The sequence below is a fragment of the Streptomyces sp. CG 926 genome (assembly GCF_003148825.1).
Lineage (GTDB): Bacteria > Actinomycetota > Actinomycetes > Streptomycetales > Streptomycetaceae > Streptomyces.
Genome location: NZ_QGGZ01000019.1, coordinates 12,357 through 34,047 on the forward strand (window position 1 = coordinate 12,357; position 21,691 = coordinate 34,047).

The following is a 21,691-nucleotide window of genomic DNA, read 5'->3' on the forward strand; positions in this document are numbered from 1 at the left end:
CTTCTTCGTGCGCGGGTGCGGGTGTCACTGGTCGCGGCGTTTGACGGCGAAGATCGTGATCGCGGCGGCGACGACGGCCCAGACGGCGTAGACGCTCCACGCGCCCTCGGCGGACCAGGGGTAGTGCGCGGGCTTGTCGGCGAGCTGCATCAGTCGGGTCCAGGCGCTGTAGGGCAGGGTGTGGTCGATGACGGCGGAGCTGTAGCGGTCGTCGCTGACGCCCATGGGGACGAGGAGGAGCAGGGCGAAGCTGGTTCCCATGGTGGCGGCGCTGGAGCGGATGATCGTGCCGACGGCCATGCCGACGAGGGCGGCGAGGGGGGCGGCCAGGACGCAGGCGGCGAGTGCGGACAGGACGCCGGGGTCGGTCAGGGAGAGGCCGGTGTGGCGTGCGGACAGGATGGCCTGGGTCGACCAGAAGGAGCCGCCCGCGGCGAGGAGGCCGAGTCCGGTGGTGACGACGCCGACGACGACGACCTTGGCGGCCATGACGGCGCTGCGGTTGGGGACGGCGGTGAAGGTGGTGCGGATCTGGCCGGTGGTGTACTCGCCGACGACGCTCAGTGCGCCCATGGCGCTGGCGATGAGCAGCAGACACAGCAGGGCGGCGTCGGTGAAGGAGTCGAGCATGGCCCAGTTGGGGGCGAAGTCGGCCTTTTCCTGGGCGCTCCAGGCGGGCCAGTTGCTGTAGTCGTCGTAGGTGGTGAAGACGTTGAAGCCGATGATGGCGAGGGTGCCGACGGCGATGGTCCACGCGGTGGAGCGCAGCGACCACACCTTGATCCACTCGGATGCGACGAGGTCGGTGAAGCGGGCCCGGGGGGTGGGCTCGGGGTCGGGCTTGCGGGAGGTGCCGGTGGGGGTGGCGGGGGCGGTGGAGGTGAGGGTCATCGGGCTTCTCCTGCCACGTACTCGACGCTGTCGGCGGTCAGTTCCATGAAGGCGGACTCGAGGGATGCGTTGTTGTTGGTGAGTTCGTGGACAGGGATCATGTGGCGGAAGGCGATGTCGCCGATGTGGGGTGCGCTCATGCCGCGGACGGTGAGGGCGTCGTCGGGGTGGGTCTCGACGGTGGCGCCGGCGTCGCTGAGGAGGGGGTGCAGCGCGGCGGCCTTGGGGGTGCGGACGGTGACGCTGCGCTGGGTGCCTCGCGCGGCGAATTCCTTGAGGCTCTCGGCGGCGATGAGCCGGCCCCTGCCGACGACGACGAGGCTGTCGGCGGTGTTCTCCATCTCGGACATGAGATGGCTGGAGACGAAGACGGTGCGTCCTTCGGCGGCGAGGCGCTGGAAGAGGCCGCGGACCCATTTGACGCCTTCGGGGTCGAGGCCGTTGAGGGGCTCGTCGAAGAGGAGGACGGGCGGGTCGCCGAGCAGTGCGGTGGCGATGCCGAGGCGTTGCTTCATGCCGAGGGAGTAGACGGCGATGCGGCGGTTGCCGGCGTCGGCGAGGCCGACCTCTTCGAGGACGTCGTCGATGCGGCGGCGGGGCAGCCGGTTGCTGACGGCAAGGGAGGCGAGGTGGGCGCGGGCGGTGCGGCCGCCGTGGACGTGGTGGGCGTCGAGCAGGGCTCCCACGTCGCGCATGCCGCGGGCGCGGTCGGTGTAGGGCCGGCCGTTGACGGTGACGGAGCCGCTGGTGGGCCGGTGCAGTCCGAGCATCATGCGCAGGGTGGTGCTCTTGCCCGCGCCGTTGGGGCCGAGGAAGCCGGTGACGTGGCCCGGTTCGACGGTGAAACTGAGGCTGTCGACCGCGGTCTTCTGTCCGTAGCGCTTGGTGAGTTCCCTTGCTTCGATCATGTGCTTCATCATGGCGAGGGCCGCGCGGGGCGTCATCACTCCCAGGGTGACACCGTTTGAACAGTGGTGTCATCCCTGGTTGTACGGCGGTGGGTCGATCCGGCGGGCGGGGCCGCGTGGTTACGATCCGTTCATGTCCTTCTCGTACCGTGCTGTGTTTTGTCAGGTGCCGTCGGGTTGGTGGGCGGGTGGTCTGTGGTCGCTGGCGGCGTTGGCTCCGTTGGTGTGGTCGGGGCGGGGGGTGGGGGGTGCTGATCCCCGGCCGGTCGCCGACGCGTTGGGCGGGTTGCGGGGGCAGTTGCTGCTGGTGTTCGCGGTGCCGGCGGCGTGGGGCGGGTGTGCGGTGCTGATGCGCCGGCCGTGGGTGGGATCGGCGTTGCTGCTGGCGGGGACGGTTGCGTATGCCGGGGCGTGGGGGCTCGACGAGCTGCCGGTGCTGCAGTTCCTGGCGGTGGACGTGGCGGTCGCCCTGGTGGCGGCGGTGCGCGCGCCGCGGGTGTCGTTGCCTGTCGCGGGGGCGGCGTTGGTGGTGCTCGGTGTGTTCGCGGGGGTGAGGTGGGGCAGCGGTGTGGAGACGGGGACGGCGTCGGAGCCGTATGTCGCGCTGACGGTGGTGGTGGCGTGGCTGGCGGGCCGGTCGGTGCACCAGTCGCGTAGGTACGAGGAGGAGGTGCGGCGGCAGTTCTCCGAGCGGGTCGCGGCGGGTGCGGTGGCCGGTGAGCGGCTGCGGATCGCGCGGGAGTTGCATGACAGCGTGGCGCACAGCATCGGGATCATCGCGTTGCAGGCGGGGGCGGCGGCGCGGGTGGTGGAGGCGCGGCCTGATGAGGCGCGTGCGGCGATGGTGGCGGTGGAGGGTGCGGGCCGTGAGGCGCTGGCGGGGCTGCGCCGGATGCTGGGGGCGCTGCGGGAGGCCGAGGGCGGGGGCGCGGCGGCGCCGTTGGATCCGCCGGAGGGGCTGGGTGGGGTCGAGCGGCTGGCGGCGGAGGCCGGGGGTGCGGGGGTGCGGGTGGAGGTGTGCTGGGAGGGGGAGCGCCGGCCGTTGCCGCAGGAGGTGGATCTCGCGGCGTTCCGGATCGTGCAGGAGTCGGTCACGAATGTCGTCCGGCATGCGGGGACGGGTGCGTGCCGTGTGGTGATCGCCTTCGGGTCCGGTGAGCTGGGGGTCGAGGTCACGGACGGCGGGTCGGGTCCTTCGGACCGGGTGGGGGTGGGGTACGGGCTCATCGGGATGCGTGAGCGGGTGGCTTTGTTGGGTGGTGAGTTCTCGGCGGGTGGTGTGCCGTCGGGGGGCTTCCGGGTGGCGGCGACGCTGCCGGTGGGGCGGGGGTGTGGGGGGAGCGGGCCGGCGGGGGGCTAGGGCGTCCCTTCCGGATCATCCGATCGTCGGTCGATGACCCCGCCCCCTTGCGGCCGCCCTCACCACGCAGGCCCGCCTGCACCCTAGGGTCCGGGTCGAAGGCCTTTGGTGACCGGAATCCGTCGAGGTCCGAAAGAGAGGGTCTAGGCGGGTGGTGGTGGTGGTGTGGGGCGGTCGTGCCGGTCGCCTTCGGAGCGGGGGGTTTTGCGGCCTTTCTCGCGGGCGCTGACGGTGCGGGGGTCGACGGCTTCGGCGGGGGTGCAGTTGGTGTAGAGGCCGTCGGGGGTGGTGTCGCGGTCGTTGGGTGTGAGCCAGAAGACGCGGCGCAGGAAGGTTCCGGAGGCGCGTGAGGCCTTGGCCTGGGGGGTGAGGGTGGCGTAGCCGATCATGCGGCCGTCGCGGTGGTAGGGCGGTTTGCCGCGGCGGGTGGGGAGCCGGTCGAGCGACTGGCGTACGTAGTCGAGGGTGTCGACGGGTTCGAGCCAGACGATGTCGTGCTCGTGGGTGAGTTCGTCGTTGGTGATCAGGGAGCTCATGGGGCCTCCGCGTCGGCGAGCAGACCGATGCCCGGATAGTACTTTCGCGAGTTCGACAGGACCATCTCCTTGGGTGAGGTCAGGCCGGCCAGTTCGCGTGCGCGTTGCGCGAAGGCGCGTGAGGTGATGGCCGGGGCCCCTTCGCTCTGGCACCACTTTTTGTAGGCATCGTACAGGCGTGCTTGTTCGGCGCGGTGGTGATGTCCGAGGGTGCACCGTTCTTCGAAGAAGCGGCCTGTGTGGTCCTCGGTCTCGGCGTAGGAGGTGGTGGCGACGCGGATCTGTTCGGGGCCGGTGAGGTCGCGGTCGCCGGAGAGGTAGCGGCGTGCGCCGTCGATGAGCCAGCCGAGGATGCCGGGGCCTTCTTCGGTGACGAGGATGTCGGCGAGGTTGTCGACCTTGCGTTCGTCGCTGACGACGCGTTCGAAGGGGATGAGTCGCATGCGGCGCCAGAAGGCGAAGCCGCCGGTGCCGACTTCGGGGCGGTGGTTGCCGAGGAGCCAGAGTTTGTGGGTGGGTTGGAAGGAGAAGAAGTCCTGGCGCATCCGGCGGGCTTTGATGCGGTCGCCTCCGGTGAGGAGTTTGACGCGGGCTTCGTCGAATTTGTCGCCGGGGCGGACCTCGTTGCAGACGACGACGCGGCGGCCGTGGAGTTCGGCGAGGTCGGTGGGGTGTCCTTCGTAGGGGCGGGCCATGAGGAAGCCGGGTGGTGCGGCGTCGGCGTAGTCGCCGAGGAGTTTCATCAGGACGTCGAGGAGGACGGATTTGCCGTTCTTTCCGGCTCCGAAGAGGAAGGGCATGACCTGGCCGCCGACGTCTCCGGTGATGGAGTAGCCGAGTAACAGTTGGAGGAAGTCCGTCATCCGTCGGCCGTCGGTGTCCTCGCCGAAGGTGTCGGCGAGGAAGCGGTGCCAGCGGGGTGTGGGCATGTGGCCGGCGGCTGTGGTGGTGGAGCGGGAGTGGAAGTCTTTGTCGGGGTCGGGCAGGCGGGTGCGGCCGGTGCGCAGGTCGACGATGCCGCCGGGGGTGCACAGGGCGTAGCTGTCGGTGTCGAGGAGGGCGGCGTTGAGGGTCATGCCGGGGGCGCTGCGGGCCTGGACGAGCATGGCGTTGATGCCGGTGGTGGACAGGGCGCGGCGGCGGTGCTGGAGGAGGGTGTGGGGGGTGTGGCGGCCGGTGATGTCGGTGGTGGCGAGGGTTTCGGCGAGGTCGCCCGCGGCCCACAGGACCGTTTCCTCTTCGTCGGCCTGCCAGCGGGAGCCGTCCCAGCGGTACCAGCCGAGTCCGGGGACGTAGCGGTAGTCGCGGGCGTAGAGGCGGGCGAAGAGTTTGGCGTTGCCGCGGTCGGTGAGGGTGTCGGGGAGGAGGCCTTGGTCGGTGACTCCGGCGGTGCCGTGGGCGGCGAGGGGGCCGGGGTCCTGGTGGGGGGTGGTGGCGGACTGGGCGAGGATCTGGGCGGCGACGGTGTGTGCGTCGAAGACGCCGGTGTCGAAGACGTCTGTTGCGGGTCCGGTGGTGGGGGGCGGGGTGGTGGGGGTGCTCACCGGCGCCTGCCGGGTGTGAGGGGGTGGGCCAGGCCGGCGCTCATGCCGCCGGCGATGATCTGCATGGAGCGCCGGTCCTGTCCGGGGCGGGCGGCGTGGGCCGCGTCCTGCAGGGCCTGGGTGGCGGCGTCCTGGGTGATGTGGCCGGAGGCCACCAGTCCTCCTAAGGTGTAGGCCGCCCGGTTGAGGACGGCGGTGAAGCCGGCACCGTCGTGGACGCGTCCGCAGTCGTCGATCTCCTGCAGGACGGTGGTCATGATCCCTCTGATCCGCTGGTGTCCCGCGCCTGCGGCCCGTACGGCCTGTTGGGCGCGTGCGGGGGCCCGGCGGGGGCTGCGGGGGTGCGGGACGTGGGGGATGTGGGGGCGGTGGTGGCCGGTGCGTTCGAGTTCGGCGGCGAGCCAGCCGGGCAGGGGGGCGGGGGTCGGGGAGCCGTCGAGGGGCTGGTAGGTGCCGGTGGGGGTGGTGGTCGTGGGGGCGACGATGTAGCCGCCGTGGGCGCGGATGTCGACCTGCCAGGCGAGGGCGCGCCGGGGGCTGTTGCCCGAGGAGCAGCGCCAGTGGTGTGTGGCGTCGGCGCGGTACCAGAGGTGCAGTCCGCCGGAGGGTGTCCGTACGCGCAGGGTGGAGGTGTCGTGGGCGGGGTTGTCCTGGCCGCGCAGGGCGGCGAGGACGGCGAGGGTGTCGAAGCCGTCGGTGAGGCCGGTGAGGTCGACGGTGTCGCCGATCTCGATTCCGGGCCAGATCCGGTCGCGGGCGGGCGGGGGTGCGGGGTGGGTGTCGATGTCGATGACGACCAGGCGGGCGGGGCCGCAGGCGACGCCTACTCCGTGGTGGGGGTTGTCCGTCCACCAGCGGGTGATGCGGTCGGTGTCGAGGGTCGCGGCGTGGAAGCCGTGGCACCAGCGGTGGGCCGCGGGGCAGGGGCAGCCGACGGGTGTGTGTCCCGGGGTGCGGCAGGCGGTGCAGTTGGCCAGGGGGATCTTGCGCCCGGGGAGCAGGGGGTGAACCGGCCAGCCCTGCTCGGCGCACCACAGCGCGGTGGCCAGTCGTGTGTTGCCGGGCATGGCGCCGCGCCATGCGTCAGTGTGATGACGTCGCAGGTCATCAAGCATCCGCATCCCCCCAGAGCGACCGAAGCGACCCTTCGGTGAACACAGACTAAAACAGCTTGTCGATCGAGAACACAGCCAAAATCGCTGCGGCCACCGCCGCGCGCAGCGACCGGACTTCGCTCGGTCGCTGCGCGGCTCAGGCGGCGAAACCCCAGCTGGGAGCGGTTCGGCGCCCCCTCGACAGCGACTGAAGCGACCGAAGTTCCGGTCTATGAGGACGTCAGCACACTCCTTCATGGCTTCCATATATGGAAGACGAGAGTCGCTTCGGTCGCTCGCCGCGCCCCGACAGGCCCGTGACCTGTGAGGATGCACTTCCGGTGCAGCGACCGAAGTCCCCGTGGGTGCGGGGTTCTTGAGTCGCTGCCCCGCCCCCGCGGGGCAGGAGTGGCTTTTTGGTGCGGGAGATGCGGATGCTTCGTGTGGCTGTCCAACTGCGCCCGGGGGCGCTGTCCGTCCGGCGGAGTGGCTGTCAGGCTCGCGGCCCTGCGCAGAGCAGAAGGGAGCGGGGCATGGACGACGAGTACCGGTGCGAGACCTGCGGCGAGACGAACAGCGTGTGGGACAGGCCGTCCGGGCTGTGGGCGGAGCAGTACCTGTTGCCGGTGGAGGCGGACTGCTGGAACTGCTCCGCCGTCAACATGCTTCCGGACCGGTGACGTTGGGCCTGCGGGAGTGGGCGCAAGGGGTGGCCGCGGGTGGAGGGTGGTCGGGGGCGGGTCGCACTACGATGGACGGATGCCCGCCGCCACACCCGAGCCACCGCCCGCCCGCCGCGCCCCCGGGAACCACCACCCTGTCCTGCCTTCCTCCGGCACCCGCGCCGCCGGCACCCGCGCCGCCGGCACCCGCGCCGCCGTGGGACGCGTGGGCGTGGGATGCGTGGGCGTGGGACGCGTGGGCGTTGGACGCGTGGGCGCGGGTGCCGAGCGGGGTGTGCGGTGATCAGGGTCGGGCTGGTGGACGACCAGCCGCTGGTGCGGACCGCGCTGCAGATGGTCATCGCCCAGGCCGATGACATGGAGGTCGTCGGCGAGGCCGGTGACGGGGCGCAGGCGGTCAGGCTCGCGGAGGACGCGGCGCCGGACGTCATCGTGATGGACATCCGGATGCCTGGCATGGACGGCATCGAGGCGACCCGGCGGATCGCGGCGGGCCCCTCGGCGGCACAGGTCATCGTCCTGACGACGTTCGACGAGGACGAGTACGTGTACGGGGCACTACGCGCCGGGGCGGCCGGTTTCCTGGTCAAGGACATGGCCTTGGAGGAGATCCTCGGGGCCATCAGGGTGGTCGCCGCCGGGGACGCGCTGATCGCGCCGGGAGTCACCCGGCGCCTCATCAAGAACTTCACCGCCCGGCCGCCGTCGACCACCGCCGCGCCCACGGGCCGGCTGCAGGGCATCACGGACCGGGAGAAGGAGGTCCTCGTCCTCATCGGCGCGGGCCTGACCAACACCGAGATCGCCCGCGAGCTGACCATCAGCATCGCGACGGCCAAGACCTACGTGACCCGGCTCCTGGCGAAACTCGACGCCCGCGACAGGGTTCACCTGGTGGTCCTGGCGTACGAGAACGGCCTGGCGGGCCCCTCACGACACCCCTGACACACCGCCAGCCGCTTCCGGAACCGCCTCGCCGATCACACCGGCCCGGCGGCGCGGTACGCCCACCCGCGGCGCCCTGGAGCATGTCCGGGCCCGGCAGGTATGCGTCACGGACGGCGCGGGCGGCGGACTGTGCGCGGGAGGCCCGTCTCCCCCGCAGCTGCGGCAGGGCCCCGCCGACGACCTGGCTGCCGCCGGTCGCGTCACCGCCCTGATCGGCGAGCGTGCCGACGAGGGGCTCGCGGCACTGCCCGTGCACCGCCCGTCCGCCTACCGATACCGAAACGGTCCGAGACCGTACCTGGGCCGGCCACTCACCCGTCGGTACCTCAGCCAGTACCTCAACTCACCCCCACAGGGGAGAGAGGGGAACCCACCAACGGGGGGAACCCACCGACATGGCGCACCCGGCATCGAAGTCCGGCACCCGCTCCGTGCCCCCGGGAGCGCGGAGCGCTCCGGTACGGAACCGAACCGATCGGGACAGAAGCGATTTCCGTCCCCCTTCCACTCCCCTCCCCCTGTTTCGCCGCGGAGCGGCGAAGACGTGTGTGCGGGCTCGCCGCGGAGCGGCGGGGAAAGCACCCGCCGACCGTCGCGTAGCGACGGCGCGATGAGTCTGCGGAGCAGACCGCGCGCAAGGATCACGTTATTTACTGGTACCGGTGCAGGGCACGGGGAGGGGTTCGGGAGTGAGGGCGCGGCGCAGCTGCTCCATGCGGATCGGCATGGGCTCCCAGCCGGGCCGGCCGGCCATGACCCAGTTCAGCGCGGTCATGCCGCGGGCGAAGGCCTGGGTCAGCCCCTGGGGCCGCAGGGTGATGCCGGGAGGCCCCGCCTTGGTGGGGACCAGCGTGACCCACAGCGCGTTACGTCCCCCTTGGAGGGGCTCCACGAGCCGTTCCCGCACCTCGAACCAGCGCCGCAGGGCCACTTGGGTGCCGGGCCGTAGCGCGTACCACTCGGTGTCGGGCAGCGGCTCGAGCTGGTCCCGGGCGGCTTCGACACGACGGCGCAGCGACTCGGAGAGCCGGTGGCCCTGGCCCCACAGCACCGCACGCGCCGACGACGGTGCGACTCCGGCAAGTTCGGCGATCTCCTCGGCACGGTTCGGCGACGCTTTCTGCTGCCGGCGCCGCAGCCCGACGGTCCGACGGCCGGGCGGCAGATCGTCCAGGCGCAGCGCCGCGAGCTCCCCCGATCGCGCGCCGGTGTCCAGTACGAGACACACCATGGCCAGCAGCCGCGTACGGTCCTCGAAGGACAACGTCTTGCCGTCCCGCTCCAGAGGGCCCCCCGCGGCCAGCTCCACCAGTCCCCGGTACACCTCCCCCAGCATCTCCACCCGTACCACCGCCTTGGGTTCCGGCTGCTCCACCACAGGCAACGACACCGTGGTCCCCTCGGGCACCACCAGCCCCGCCATGATCCCCAGGCAGTCCCGCACGATCCGCAACGTCGCCACCGGCAAGGTGCGTTCACGCCCCTGCCCGGGCTCCAGCGCACGCAGCTCCCCCGCGCGCGCCAGGTCCCAGAACACCCGCAACACGGGCCGCTCGAACAGCCCCTGCACCGGACCGGCCCCGATCCCCCGCAGGCGTTCCGAACTCAACGCCCGCTCCCACATCCCCACCACCATCCACAACTGCCGCGCCCGCACCCGCGACACCTTCACCCCCACCGCGGGCAACCGCTCCTCCCACACCCCACTCCGAGGAGCCACCCGCTCCACCGCCCCCGCAAGCCCCCGCACCGCCCGACACGTCACACCGGACAACCCAACCCCCACAAAGCCAGACACCGTCCGAAACACCACCGACCACGCCCGAAGGCAGGATCACGTTATTTACCGTACCCACTCCTGCGCCACCCTACGGCGGCACGCACTCGCCCACCAGCGAGCTGCCGGCCGACGGCAGGGTTCGGCATCGGAGTCGCGACCGTGTTCCGCGGCATACGCGAGGCCGTCGAGGTACAGCACGAAGGCCCCAACCGCTCGGGGAGATCAGGGACCTTCGGCACCGGGGAAATGGCACGGCTCCGACGCCACGCAGGAATCAGAGCCGCGGGCCGCACAGGACCGACGTGGGGCCGGGTCAAGAACATGCTGACTGCGCTGCTTCCCCTCCGCGCACTCGTGGGAAGGTGACGACCCTGCCTTCCGAGACGTGTCGGCCTGGCTGGATCTCGTTCCGCGCCTTCCCTGACGTCCTGAAGCATGCCGGGTACGGGCCCGTTGCCGGGGGCGGAGTTCATCGCCTGCACCGGCGGGGACATGGAGGCCTTCGGCACCGCGGGACGCCTCGCCGGCTCCTTCGCGTGTTCTACGGATCGCCGCCCGTTTCCGTCCCACGTGGAAGACGTTCCACGACCGGAAAAGAAGCGAGGGCGAGAGCCACGAGCAGGCGATCCTCGCTCTGGCCCGCCGCCGTCTCGACGTCCTATGGCTCTCGTCCGCGCCCACCGCACCTTCACCACCGAGCCGCCGCGACCCGATCTCACCTCGGCGTAGCGCTCTTGCGACCGTGCGCCGCTTCATGTGGACTCTTGGCCGCACCTGGTCGTTCCCGGGTTGGGCGGTCGGGGTCAGAGGGCCCAGGGCAGTCGGAGGGCCTCGATTTCCGTGTCGTTCAGGAGGGCCTCGACGAGCGGGGCAGGGCCCGCCACTTTGGTGGCCCAGAGGTCGTAGTCCGTGCAGAGGACCCAGGACCGGTCCTGGGACCAGAGGTTGGACGGGGTCCAACCGTCCTCCTCCGGGTGGTCGTACAACGCCTTGGCATCCGCGAGCGTGCCGGACCGGACGTGCAGGTTGTCGAAGTCCTCGGCCCTCTGCAGCAGCGGGTTGTAGTAGGCCAGGCAGCGCGTCTCGGCACCCTGTGGGCTGTGCTCGGCGAGGATGTCGACCAGGCGATTCCAGTCGGCCCGGTCCAGGCTGCCCTCGGACGGCCCGTCGATGCCGACGGGCCGCAACGGCAAGCGCCAGGTCATTTCCCGGCCTCCACCATGTACCCGGCGCCCGTCCAGAGCACCCTCGGGCGCGGTGCCCTGCTCTGATGCACGGCATCGGTCGAAGTCGCACGATCGGGGATTCCGGTTCGGCCAACACCCCTCGACGTCGGAACAACGGCAAGAGTCACTGGTCTCTGAGGCAACCCCAGTTCCGCAGAGGCCAGTTCGCGGCAGGGGAAGCGATCCAGGCCTTGCCTGCGACGAGGCCGGTGCGGTGCCACGGCCTCGTTGCGGCGCCACGGCCTGTCGGTGGGCGGCCCGCGGAAAACGAGTTGCTCGCGGGTCGTGGCCTCGATCATGATCGCCTGCATGGACCTGTAACGGCTGCCACGTAGCAAAGCCGACCTGTCGCGCGGTTGACCCCGGAGCCTGACGACTCGGCCCCGAGGCGATGACTCGCGCCCTCGTGTGCACCCGTCATGTCCCGGGAGCCGCAGCCTCGCCTGCGAGGGCTCCTGGTCGGTCCTGAAAGCAACCACATTCATGAATACTGACCGCAAGGCCCTGTGGGCCGTGCGTGAGTCCGCGCTGCCCGCCGTCGTACGCCCCTGCCCGGACTGCTCCAGCAGCCGGCACCGTCCCTCGGGCAAGATCCGTGTCAACGCGAGCGGCAAACTCCTCGACGTCTGGCTTCTCCTGAGCTGTGCAGGGTGCGACCGGACCTCGAAGGTGCCCGTCCACGAGCGCGTTCACGTCTCGTCGCTGGAGCCCGCTCGCCTGGTGGCGTACGAGAACAACGACCCGGCCGTAGTAAGGGAGCTGGCGATCAGTCAGTCACTGGCCGCCAAGAACGGATACCGCCTCGACTGGACCGGTACGTGGGAGGTGGAGACCCGTACGCCCCTCTACGCACTCGACGACCCGGCACCGTTCAGTGTCCTGGTCAGCTTCGAATGGCCCGCGCCGGTCCGGGTCGAACGACTGCTCATGCGCGGGCTCGGTCTCAGCCGCAGTGGGGTACGGCGCATGGTCGAGGACGGGCGTATCCACCTGCCGCTGGCCTTGGACGCCAAGGCGCATCGTGACTTCGAGCTCACCGTCCACGATCTCGGTTCCGTCGATGCTGCGAAGCACTCGAAGCTCCTTGGCGCTCCGAGCGACGTGCGCAGCGTCCTGAGTCGCGTCGGGTTGCACGACTCGTCGCAGCACGCGTCGCGGTCGGCGGCGGGAGCGTAGGAGCGGGGCGGCAGGGCCTTCCGGACAGCTTGTCGGCGTAGACGACCTTCGAGCTGCCAGGAGGCCCTGCTCTGTGCGGCGCCGGCCCCCGGTCCTGCACCGGCGCGCCCTGGCCGCCGAGTCCGGCCACTCTCGCCACCCCCCGTCGGTCCGCCGGAGGGGAACGGCGTAGTGGGAGGTCTGCTCGTTCGACCCGGCGCGGTCGAAGTCGCGGCGCCCGCCCCCAGGACGAGGGGCAGCAGGATGTGACCCCGGCGGGCGAGCAGGGCCTTGGCCACGACCGGTCGGGGTGCGAAGAGCTTGCCTGCGAAGCAGCGGACGGCCGGCAGCACGAGGAACACCGCGGCGTACGCGGTCATCCCGCCGATGCCGGCGACGGCGGACGCGGCAATCCGTCGTGACAGCGTCGTACGCGGACCGGTGGCGGATCTCCCCGCAGGAACCGTCCGAGTTCGAGTCGGCGTGGATCGGCCTCGGGATCGTCGTGTCCCGGAGGGCAGGGAGGAGTGGGGCGAGGTCCCGTGCCCGGCGCCACGTCTCGGTGAACCTTTCCGGTCACAGCACTACGTCGGCCGGCAGGCGGGTAGCCACCGGGCGCGGCGCAGCCCGAGGCGTCGGCCGCCGTCCACCCGCGAGGAGATCCCATGACCTTGTCCGACCGCTACCGCACCGCCTGGGACGGCTTCTGGGAGCAGAGCTCCGGGGAACCGGGCGAGGCGTTCTGGGACGCCGACCCGGCGCTCACCGCGCGGCGCGACCTCGACCACCTCGCCCCGTATGCCGATCCCGCCCTGCCGGTCGCCGATCTCGGCTGCGGCAACGGCACCCAGACCCGCTTCCTCGCCACCCGTTTCGCCCGTGCCGTCGGCGTCGACCTCTCGGCTGCCGCCGTCGCGCATGCCCGCCGTGCCGACCCGGACGGCGTCGCCGCGTACGAGCAGCTCAACCTGGCCGACCCGGCCCAGGTCGGCGCCCTGCACGAGCGTCTCGGCGATACGAACGTCTACATGCGGGCCGTCCTGCACCAGAGTGACCCCGAGGACCGCCCGGCGGTGGCCGCGGCGACCGCCCGGCTGGTCGGCGAGTACGGCCGGGCTCTCGTCCTGGAACCGACCGGCGAGGCCAAGGAGGTCATCGCGTCGATCGCGGCGCAGCCCGGCGGGCCCTCGCCCAAGCTGCGTCGCGTCAAGGAGCACGACCTACGGCCTGGCGAGGTCGCCGAGGGTGAAGTCGCCGCCCTGCTGCGGGCGGCCGGCCTCAGCATCCTCGACGAAGGCACCACCGCGCTGGCCATGAGCGAGACCCGCCCCGACGGCTCCCCAGTCGAACTCCCGGCCCGCTGGTTCGTCGCGGGCCGCCCCTGAATCGACGCCTCTCGCGTACGGGGCGTGTCGATCATGTGCGTCATGTCCGGGTGACGGTGGTGGGGTCGGTGTGCCGTTCGTGGGCGCCGCGCTCGGGGGAACCGGGCAAGGGGCTCGGTCTCCGGCTCGCGTTCCCGTTCGGTCGTCCTCTGCCGGCCGCCTCCTCGTAGCCCGTCGCGACCGGCCCCGGGTTGCCCGTGGTGCGCGGGTACCACGGCACGGCGGGCGGTGGGAGATCTGTCCGGGGCGTCCTGGCTCGACCCGAAACCGGATGTGCCCGCGCGGGCCGGACCGGCGCTGGTCGGAAGGGGTGCGATGGTGGTGGGCGGAGATCGGGGATCGTCCGGTGAGGCGGGTGCGGGACCTCGCCGGGATCGCCTTCGAGGAGTCGTGCTTCCGGATCCGCGCGCGTCTGTTCGCGCTGTCGGGGAGGCGTGTCGGGGTTCCGTTTCAGCTGCTGGAGGGAGCGCGTACGCCGTCCAGGTCGAGGGTGGCGATCGCGCCTCCCTCGGGAGCGTTCACGAAGGCCAGCCTGGCGCCGAGGACGCCCGCCTGTCCGAGTGCGATGGTCAGCCCGAGTCCGTGCCCGCGCCCGCGTTCGGGGCTTCCCGTACGGAAGCGCTGCGGTCCTTGTGTGAGCAGCGCGGCGGGATAGCCGGGGCCTTGGTCCCGTACGAGGATCCGCGCGCCGGTGGCGGTGGGCTCCACGGCGACTTCGACGGGGTCGGCTCCGTGCCGGTGGGCGTTGGTGACGAGGTTGACCACGATCCGTTCCACCCGGCGTGGGTCGGTCTCCAGGATCGTGGTGGCGCGGACCGCCACGGCGGTCGGTGTCCCCGTGCGGCGGACGATGTCGGTGACCAGTTCGCCCAGCGGCACCGCGTCGGTCCGCGCCCGTTCGGCTCCGGCGTCGAGCCGGGAGATCTCCAGGAGGTCCTCGACCAGCCCGTTCAGGGCTCGGGCACGGTCCCGGACGAGTTCGGCCACCTCGTCGTCCTCCGGGAGGAGCCCGGCGGCGGTGGACAACCCCATCAGTGGGGTGCGTAGTTCGTGTGCGACATCCGCGGTGAAGCGGCGTTCGCCCTCCAGTTTCTGCTGCAGGGCGGCGGCCATCTCGTCCACGGCCGCCGACATCTCGGTGATCTCGTCGCGGGCCCGGCCGCCCGGTCCGATCCGGGCGTCGAGGTCGCCGTCGGCGATGGCCCGGGCCGTGCGGGATCCCCGGCGCAGCCTGCGGTTCATCGGTTCGGTGGCCAGGGCGGCGAGCGGTACGACGACCAGGAGGGCGGCGAGCACGGCCTTGAGGATGCTGCGGTCCAGGAGTTGGAGGCCGCGCACCTCGGAGCTCATGTCCGTCCGGGCGACGAGTACTCGGCCGCCGTCGACGGGCATGGCCGCCCACATCCAGTACCAGTTGGGGGGTTTGCGGTCGTTCCAGGTCGCGTACAGAGCGGCCGGGTCCTTGGTGGCCAGCGCCCGCGCGAGGGGTGCGTCGAGCCGCTCCGGGGTGAGGACTTCGACATCGAGCGGCGCGGTGCCCGTGCGGGTGTACTCGCGCTCCGCGGCTGCCAGGCGGGCGGAGAGGCGTTCGTTCCAGGTCTGCTCGCTTCGTTCGGCCATGGCCTGGTGGACGAGGACGCCGATCACGGCGGCCACCGCGCAGCAGGCGGCCGCGGTCAGGGCGGCGATTTTCCAGCGCAGGGCACGCGGGTTGAGGAGTGGCATGGGTGCGGCCGACCCCTCAGCCGCGGACGAGTTTGTAGCCGAAGCCCCGGACGGTCTCGATCCGTTCGGCTCCGATCTTCTTGCGCAGCCGCAGCACGCACAGGTCCACGACCCGGGTGTCGCCCTCCCAGCCGTAGTCCCACACGTCCCTCAGGAGACGCCGGCGGTCGAGCACGGCGCCGGGAGCCGCGGCGAACTCCAGCAGCAGCCGCAGCTCGGTGGGGGTCAGCGGAACGGGCCGTCCGGCCCGGTGTACCTCCAGGCCGAGGGTGTTCACGGACAGGTCCCCGAAGACCAGTTCCCCGGGGGTCGTCCCTGCGTCCGCGGGGACGGCTGCGGGATGGGCCGGTCCGGCCCCCCGCGTCGGCGTCGTCTGCGGTTGGGCGGGCCGGAAGGTGGCGCGGCGCAGCAGCGTCCGGATGCGGGCGACGAGGACGGGGGTGTCGACGGGTTTGACGACGTAGTCGTCGGCGCCGGCCTCCAGTCCGGACACGACGTCGAGGGCGTCGCCGCGTGCGGACATCATCAGGACCGGGACCAGGCTCTGCTCGCGGATCCGGCGGCACAGCCCGATGCCGTCGAGTTCGGGCAGCATCACGTCCAGGATCAGCAGGTCGTGGCTGCCGGCTCGGAACGCCTCGAGGCCGTCGAGTCCGTTCTCGGCCACCGCGACCTGGTAGCCGTACCGCTCCAGGGACAGTTGTACGGCGCGGCGGATGGTGGCGTCGTCCTCGACGACGAGGATGCTGACGGGGTCCGGGACCCGGGGTGCCGACACGCCACCTACCTGCTCAGAAACGGACATGTGGGGAGTTCATCCTAGTCAGTGGTATCCGTGCTGCGGTCACAGCCGGAGGGAGGCCGCGACGGGGAGGTGGTCGCTGCCGGTGGCGGGAAGGGTCCACGCGGAGGTCGCGCTCATCCCCTTCACCAGGATCTGGTCGATGCGGACCATGGGGAACGCGGCGGGCCAGGTGAAGCCGAAGCCGGCGCCCGCCTCGTGCTGCGCGGAGGTCAGCTGGGAGGTCACCGGTCGCAGGGCGGAGTCCTGCGCCGTTCCGTTGAAGTCGCCCATCACGACGACCCGGGGCAGCGGCTCCGCCCGCACGGCCGCGGCCAGCTTTTGGGCGGCGTCGTTGCGGCGGGCGGTGGTGAATCCGGCGTCCGGGGTCAGGCGTACCGAGGCGAGGTGGGCGGCGTAGACCGCGACGGGGCCGCCGGGGGTCTCGACGGTGGCCCGTACGGCGCGCGTCCACGGCATGATCGGCACCGCTTCCACGTCGTTGAGGGGGTGCTTGCTCCAGAGTCTGACGCCGAGGGTGTCGGAGCGGTACGGGTAGCCGGCGGCGAGCTCGCGCTCGTAGGCGGGCGTGGCCTTCGAGGACATCTCCTCCAGGGCCAGTACGTCCGCGCCGGATGCGGCGAGCGCTCGCGCGGTCCGCGCCGGGTCGGGGTTCTCCTCGTCCACGTTGTGGCTGACCACGGTGAGGTTCGTGCCGCCGGACCGCTCGGATCGCTCGGATCGTTTGTCGGTGAGGGTCCCGCCGAACAGGCAGGCCCAGACGGTCAGGGGGGCCAGGACGGCGACGGCCGCGAGCCGGGAGCGGCGTATCGCCGCTGCCAGGAGGAGGACGGGGATGCTCAGCCCGGCCCAGGGGAGGAAGGTCTGGAACAGGCTGCCGAGGTTGAAGGGCCCGTTCGGGATCCAGGGGTACAGGGCCATCGTCAGGGCCGCGCACACCGCGCCGGCGGCGATCGGCAGGCCACGGCCGGTGGCCAGGAGTGCGCGGGGGCGGCCGGCGGGACGAGGCGGAAGCGGGCCGGACGGCTGCTCCTCTTCCCCTGTGGCCTCAGAACGGTACGGGGTGCTCAGCACGGCAATGGCCTTCCGATGTCGCGTACGCCGGTGATCCGGTACCGGCACAGCCTCGAAGACGCGCCCTTCCAGGGCGTCAGGAGAGCCATTCGGGGGCCCCGCGGTTGGGTTTCAGCCGGGTATCGGTCAGGCCTGCACGAACGACGACCGGCCTTCACCGGAAGGCGACGGACGGCAGCCCCGGTCACCACGGCCGGAAGCGAACCGGTGCTCTCCTCCGTCCGCACCGCGCTTCTCGGTCGGGCACTCAGGCCTGTTCGACCTCTGCCATGAGCAAGCGCGGGGACCCCTCCCACCCGTCGCACGACCGCCCCCGACACGGCCGCCTCGCCTTCGGCGGCCGGCGACGTCATCGGGACCGGAACCGACTCCTGCCGAGTCGCCGCTACCCGCGCCCGAGCCGAGCAACAGGTACTCGGCCGAGCTGCGGAAGTTCAGATGTGGGCCCGTATCTGCTTCACCGGATGGCCCAGTCGGTCCGCCAGTGCCGTCAGCTCGTCCTCGCTGAACCAGAGACGTTCGGGGTTCCAGATGGCGATCTCGAAACGGGCGAAGCCACAGGGCCGGTCGTAGTCCAGCATGTCCAGAGTGGTTGATCCTCCACAGCAGGGGACCTCGACCGCGAGCGTGGTGAAACCGTCGTCGCAGTGAGCCTCCATGAGGTCGCCCCACCACTCCGTGTCGATGGCCGCCTGACACAAGGGGCAACCGATCCTCTCCAGGTTCTCCCCGCAGTCGACGGCGGTCACCACGTCGTGCCACGTCACGTCGATCTCCACGTCCACGCCGTCGGCAACGCCGGGAGTCAGCTCCTCGACGAGCGCGATGACGTGATCGACCGCATCGCGATCCGGCTGCCACTGCGGATCGTTCGGAATGATCGACAGGACGTCGTCGCTCATGGCTTCCCCACCTCGTCAGGCGACGGTGACGGCGACGTCGCGACGCGATGCTATCGATCGCATGTTCTGATGCTGCACCGGGACCATGTCGACGAACCCGCGACCCGGCCACCACCGGCACCGAGCCGTCGCCCGACGCCGCCTGGCCCACCACCTCCGGGCCCCCGCCCCCGTACAGGTGCCGGGAGCACTCACCCCACGCAGCGCGCCGACGAGCGACCGTGCGAGCCGGTCGGAACCGATGCCGGCGGAATCGGACATGGTCGGGAACGCGTCGAGGGTGCGGTGCGCGGCTCCTCGCGGCCCGGGGCGTCGCCCTGCTGTCAGGAGTCAGCCGTACAGGCCGCGGCCCGCACTCGACCGGCTGAACTCGGGCGTGGCGTCGGGGGCGGCGAGGGTGTCCAGGACGATCCGCTCGCCCCGGTGACCGCAGAAGCCGGCGCGCTCCTTCTCCCTCCCGTCGTCGGCGTAGCCCTTGACGCACTTCGCGCCGGCCCACTTGCCGGTGTCGACGGTGTCGGCGATGAAGTCCCGGAAGGCGGACCCCTGGCCGGCTGCGAAGTCCAACTGCTGGGTGGGGACCTCGGAGTACAGGCGGACGACCGGCTTCGCCATGCCGTGGTCGGGCCAGTCGACCCTGACCGAGGCGATCTTGTTCAGACCGGTCGCCTTCAGGGAGTAGGTGGAGCCGTCCATCGGCAGGACACAGCTGTCACCCGTGTGACCGCTACCGCTGAACAGGGTGACCTCGGGCCGCACCGGCTGCCGGGCAGAATCGGACATCGTTCCTCCAGGGTCGGGAACCTCAGCCCTACCCCTTCGGAAACTCTCCGTAACAGAGGCACACTTTCCGTGACGGTGTCGACGGTGGGGCGGGCCGCCGCCCCTGGGTGGTGACCTCTCCCCCGCACTCGGCATCCGCGATGTTCGGGTCCGCGTGGGTCGTGCGCCGCGTCCGAGCGGTCGGCCGGCCTGTGCGGTTCGGGGAGGGCGCGCGGTCGGGCGAGGCCTGCCGGCACCTCGTCGCCGTGAGACGCCGGACCTCATCCATGCCGGCAGCCGGGGGCGGACGGAACCATGGGGCGACGGGGGGTGGCGCTCGCGAAGCCGGGCGCCGATGTACGCGGCGGGGGCGTGGGCCGGTTCCACGCCGTAGGCCTGCAGGATCCGCCTCGGCAACATTCCGGAGCCGGGCCGGCAGCGGATGATCCTGGAACCCACCGACATCCGTTCCTGGTTCTCATCAACCCAGCCACAGCTTCGCCGAGCACCGGCAACCAGGCCATCTGGCGCCGGCTCTCAGGGCGGAGGATCATCCGGTGGGTACGGGCCGCCGATCGGCGCTGCCGGGCCGAGGGCCCGGTTCGAGCGGACCGGGGAGGAGGGAGGCACGCATGACCGCTGGGGAACAGCTCAACTGGGCAGCCCTGTTGCGGTTCGACCAGGAGCGGCGGCTGGAGAGCTGTCGGCACGACGCGGAGGCCGCCGGCCGCCGGGGGGACGACCCGGCCCGGGCCCGGTACCTCCAGGAGGTCACCCAGCTGGACATGCTGCCCAGGCTCTGGGAGTTCGGGGTTCCGCTCACCGAGGAGGAGTACCAGGACGCGGGACGGGTGCGGTCATGGATGGACCACGAGCAGGCGACGGCCCGTCACGAGGCACTGTCCGGGCACCCGTCGCCGCCGGGCTGGAGCCGGGACCCTCACATCCGGTACTTCTGGTCGCCGGACGGCCACCTCATGTACGTGACGACGGCGCGTGACGACGGCCGGTTCGTCGTCAACCACGGTTTCCTGACCCCCGGATGGGCCGACCGGCTGCGTCGGGACATGCCCCGGTCGGCGCACCTGGTGACCCTGTACGAGAGGAACCAGAAGGCGGGCCGGGGACACGAGGGAGCCCCGGCCGGCACGCCCCTCGTGGGCGTCGGCGTGCCGGAGCCGCTGAGGCTGTGGCGGGCCCGCGTGGAGGACGTGCTGCGGCGCAGGGCCGCGGAGCGGACCGCGGCCGGCACCGCCGGGTGACCGGCGGCGGCCCGCCCGGTCACCGCTCCTGCGTCCGCACGACCCCGACAGCCCGGCCGTCGTCGGCGCGTCCGCGGCTCAGGCGGCGTCCTTCTTGTCGTCGGTCCGGAAGGTGACGACGTCGACTTCGTCCGTTGCCGCCAGATCCGGGTAGTGGTCCTTGAGTGCTTCGCGGAGTTCGGCCGCTGTCGTCAGGCCCTCGGCTCGGGCGTCCCCGTCGGTGAGGTCACCGACCAGGCAGTGCCTGATACCGGTCACCTCCGCCGACAGGACGACTTCCGGGTCGCTCTCGAACACCAGCCGTGCCGGGCCGAGCCGCGCCGGGTCCCGGAAGCGGGTGGTCCTGGTCTTGGCGCCGGAGCGGACGACCTCGAGGTAGCGGGGGTTGAACCGAATGATCGGGGGACCGGCCGTCTCGGGGTCCTGGTAGAGCGACGGGTCGAGACCGTTCATGCCCGCCTCCGCGGTCCATCGCTGAGCCAGCGGCATCAGGTCGGCGGCGAGCACGGACCTGAGTCCCTCGGGGGTGGGCACGATGACGCGCATGGTCGGGTAGTAGTCCACGAAGACCTGCCGATCGCGCCCGCACGGGCCGATGACTCCGCGCCCGTGGTTTCCCACGGCGACGATGCAGCGCATCTGGCGGGCGCCTTGGGCCCGCGCAGTTCCCAGAGCCACGAGTTCGGCGCAGGGCCCGCCGGTGAAGTGGTAGAGGTTCACGCCGGCGAACATCCGGTAGTCGGCGGCCATGACCGCGGCGCCCATCGTGTGGATCCCGTCTTCATCGGGACCGGCGTCGGTATGCGCGTCTATGGTGCGGCGTGCCAGCTCCACGAGCTCACGCTCATCATCATCGAGAGCTCGCACGGACGACGGGACGTACACCTTTTCGACCTTCCCTTCCTTCGACAACCGCCCAAGATCATTCCACGCCCCGAAGGCGAGCTCCACAGGGTTTCGGCTCGCCCTTGGCCGGCGGAACGTTCGTCGGCGCCTCCCACCTGGGTCCCCGGCGCCACCCCGACGGGGCGGCGGGATCGAGGACTTCAAGAACGCGCCGGACCGGTACTCAACCTTTTGGTGAGGCGGGTCCGTACGGCTGCTGCTGGAAGGTGTCCGTCGGCGTGGGTGCTCGCAGAACCTGCGGCGCCCGGTGCTGCGGGCCCCGGCTGTGGGACGGGGTGCATTGCGTCCGTCGATGCCGGGGAGATCGACGCGGAGGCAGCGGGCGATGGCCTCGGTCGGCCGTTTCTCGTCGGCGGTTTCAAAGAGCTCGTTGACCAGCTTCGTCGCCAGGACGTACTTCACCCGGAAGCCTGCCATCGCGGCCTCGGTGCCCAGCGCGATCAGCTTGACGGCTCGGCCGGGGTTCACGGGAAGATCGCCGGGCGTGCTCCCTCGCGCCCCACACCTCGCTTCGGGCCTTCTCGCCCCCGATCGCGACCTCCGAAGGCGTTTCTCTTTCATCTATTACAGATGAAACTGAACCTCTTTCATCTATTGCGGATGTAACTGAATTGGGAACCTGTTGCAGGCACTTGTCCGTAGGCGTACGTTCGAAGGGTAGCGCCAGATTCCTCACCCCGAGCCGGCCAACATTGTGACGGCCGACGGCTCGCCGGGTCAAGGGAAGGGGGGCGGGTACGAGAAAACA

At 71.3% G+C, this 21,691-nt stretch carries 19 protein-coding genes and 1 pseudogene; 6 read left to right on the plus strand and 14 right to left on the minus strand.

The window, feature by feature from the left end:
- Window positions 1-24: 24 nt before the first annotated feature.
- Together BCL76_RS35345 and BCL76_RS35350 are read right to left on the minus strand one after the other, a co-directional pair.
- The gene (locus BCL76_RS35345) at window positions 25-891 is read right to left on the minus strand and encodes an ABC transporter permease subunit (RefSeq protein ID WP_109783479.1); all 867 of its coding nucleotides are present in this window, start codon (window positions 889-891) and stop codon (window positions 25-27) included.
- Window positions 888-1,799: an ABC transporter ATP-binding protein gene (locus BCL76_RS35350; RefSeq protein WP_181382875.1), complete on the minus strand. Its 912-nt coding sequence runs from the start codon at window positions 1,797-1,799 to the stop codon at window positions 888-890. Before BCL76_RS35350 ends, BCL76_RS35345 begins: the two co-directional genes overlap by 4 nt.
- Window positions 1,800-1,932: 133 nt before the next feature.
- Here BCL76_RS35350 and BCL76_RS35355 point away from each other — a divergent pair, with 133 nt between their 5' ends.
- Complete coding sequence (locus BCL76_RS35355; protein WP_109783480.1) at window positions 1,933-3,159, plus strand: sensor histidine kinase; 1,227 nt, start codon at window positions 1,933-1,935, stop codon at window positions 3,157-3,159.
- A gap of 143 nt (window positions 3,160-3,302) precedes the next feature.
- On the opposite strand, the gene BCL76_RS35360 is transcribed toward BCL76_RS35355, so the two are convergent.
- From BCL76_RS35360 to BCL76_RS35370, 3 genes are all read right to left on the minus strand, one after another.
- Window positions 3,303-3,695, minus strand: coding sequence for a DUF6009 family protein (locus tag BCL76_RS35360; protein WP_109783481.1), 393 nt, complete (start codon window positions 3,693-3,695; stop codon window positions 3,303-3,305).
- The gene (locus tag BCL76_RS35365) at window positions 3,692-5,146 is read right to left on the minus strand and encodes a DNA primase family protein (protein ID WP_375138006.1); all 1,455 of its coding nucleotides are present in this window, start codon (window positions 5,144-5,146) and stop codon (window positions 3,692-3,694) included. The genes BCL76_RS35360 and BCL76_RS35365 overlap by 4 nt, the downstream gene beginning before the upstream one ends.
- Before the next feature lie 89 nt (window positions 5,147-5,235).
- Entirely contained in the window at window positions 5,236-6,306 is a 1,071-nt protein-coding gene (locus BCL76_RS35370; protein WP_258310101.1) for a bifunctional DNA primase/polymerase, read from the minus strand.
- A gap of 560 nt (window positions 6,307-6,866) precedes the next feature.
- Here BCL76_RS35370 and BCL76_RS39300 point away from each other — a divergent pair.
- The gene (locus BCL76_RS39300; RefSeq protein WP_181382869.1) at window positions 6,867-7,013 is read left to right on the plus strand and encodes a hypothetical protein; all 147 of its coding nucleotides are present in this window, start codon (window positions 6,867-6,869) and stop codon (window positions 7,011-7,013) included.
- A gap of 300 nt (window positions 7,014-7,313) precedes the next feature.
- Entirely contained in the window at window positions 7,314-7,961 is a 648-nt protein-coding gene (locus BCL76_RS35375) for a response regulator (RefSeq protein ID WP_258310102.1), read from the plus strand.
- A gap of 649 nt (window positions 7,962-8,610) precedes the next feature.
- Here BCL76_RS35375 and BCL76_RS35380 read toward each other — a convergent pair.
- Entirely contained in the window at window positions 8,611-9,684 is a 1,074-nt protein-coding gene (locus BCL76_RS35380) for a site-specific integrase (RefSeq protein ID WP_146228495.1), read from the minus strand.
- A gap of 863 nt (window positions 9,685-10,547) precedes the next feature.
- Window positions 10,548-10,949 carry a hypothetical protein gene (locus BCL76_RS35385; protein WP_258310103.1) on the minus strand — a complete coding sequence of 134 codons (402 nt, stop codon included), beginning with the start codon at window positions 10,947-10,949 and terminating at the stop codon, window positions 10,548-10,550.
- A gap of 504 nt (window positions 10,950-11,453) precedes the next feature.
- Between BCL76_RS35385 and BCL76_RS35390 the strand changes: the two genes are divergently transcribed.
- On the plus strand, window positions 11,454-12,146 hold the full coding sequence (locus BCL76_RS35390) for a DUF1062 domain-containing protein (protein ID WP_109783485.1): 693 nt from the start codon (window positions 11,454-11,456) through the stop codon (window positions 12,144-12,146).
- Between the two features lie 644 nt (window positions 12,147-12,790).
- Entirely contained in the window at window positions 12,791-13,510 is a 720-nt protein-coding gene (locus BCL76_RS35400; RefSeq protein ID WP_109783486.1) for a class I SAM-dependent methyltransferase, read from the plus strand.
- Between the two features lie 450 nt (window positions 13,511-13,960).
- On the opposite strand, the gene BCL76_RS35405 is transcribed toward BCL76_RS35400, so the two are convergent.
- The 5 genes from BCL76_RS35405 to BCL76_RS35425 form a co-directional block, all read right to left on the minus strand.
- Window positions 13,961-15,235 (minus strand): sensor histidine kinase, encoded by a 1,275-nt coding sequence (locus tag BCL76_RS35405; RefSeq protein WP_109783487.1) that lies wholly within the window; start codon window positions 15,233-15,235, stop codon window positions 13,961-13,963.
- Window positions 15,236-15,251: 16 nt separating this feature from the next.
- Window positions 15,252-16,040: a two-component system response regulator CseB gene (cseB, locus tag BCL76_RS35410; protein WP_109783488.1), complete on the minus strand. Its 789-nt coding sequence runs from the start codon at window positions 16,038-16,040 to the stop codon at window positions 15,252-15,254.
- 39 nt (window positions 16,041-16,079) lie between these two features.
- The gene (locus BCL76_RS35415; RefSeq protein WP_375138007.1) at window positions 16,080-17,015 is read right to left on the minus strand and encodes an endonuclease/exonuclease/phosphatase family protein; all 936 of its coding nucleotides are present in this window, start codon (window positions 17,013-17,015) and stop codon (window positions 16,080-16,082) included.
- 530 nt (window positions 17,016-17,545) lie between these two features.
- On the minus strand, window positions 17,546-18,013 hold the full coding sequence (locus BCL76_RS35420) for a hypothetical protein (RefSeq protein ID WP_109783489.1): 468 nt from the start codon (window positions 18,011-18,013) through the stop codon (window positions 17,546-17,548).
- Between the two features lie 330 nt (window positions 18,014-18,343).
- Window positions 18,344-18,796 (minus strand): hypothetical protein, encoded by a 453-nt coding sequence (locus BCL76_RS35425; RefSeq protein WP_146228496.1) that lies wholly within the window; start codon window positions 18,794-18,796, stop codon window positions 18,344-18,346.
- A gap of 611 nt (window positions 18,797-19,407) precedes the next feature.
- Between BCL76_RS35425 and BCL76_RS35430 the strand changes: the two genes are divergently transcribed.
- A complete protein-coding gene (locus tag BCL76_RS35430; RefSeq protein ID WP_109783491.1) occupies window positions 19,408-20,037 on the plus strand; it encodes a hypothetical protein in 630 nt (209 codons plus the stop codon).
- Window positions 20,038-20,115: 78 nt separating this feature from the next.
- Here BCL76_RS35430 and BCL76_RS35435 read toward each other — a convergent pair whose 3' ends face one another.
- Together BCL76_RS35435 and BCL76_RS40185 are read right to left on the minus strand one after the other, a co-directional pair.
- Window positions 20,116-20,871, minus strand: a complete 756-nt coding sequence (locus BCL76_RS35435) for an ASCH domain-containing protein (RefSeq protein WP_219934013.1) — start codon at window positions 20,869-20,871, stop codon at window positions 20,116-20,118.
- Window positions 20,872-21,231: 360 nt separating this feature from the next.
- A pseudogene (locus BCL76_RS40185) lies at window positions 21,232-21,402 on the minus strand (IS21-like element helper ATPase IstB); the annotation flags it as partial.
- Between the last annotated feature and the right edge of the window lie 289 nt (window positions 21,403-21,691).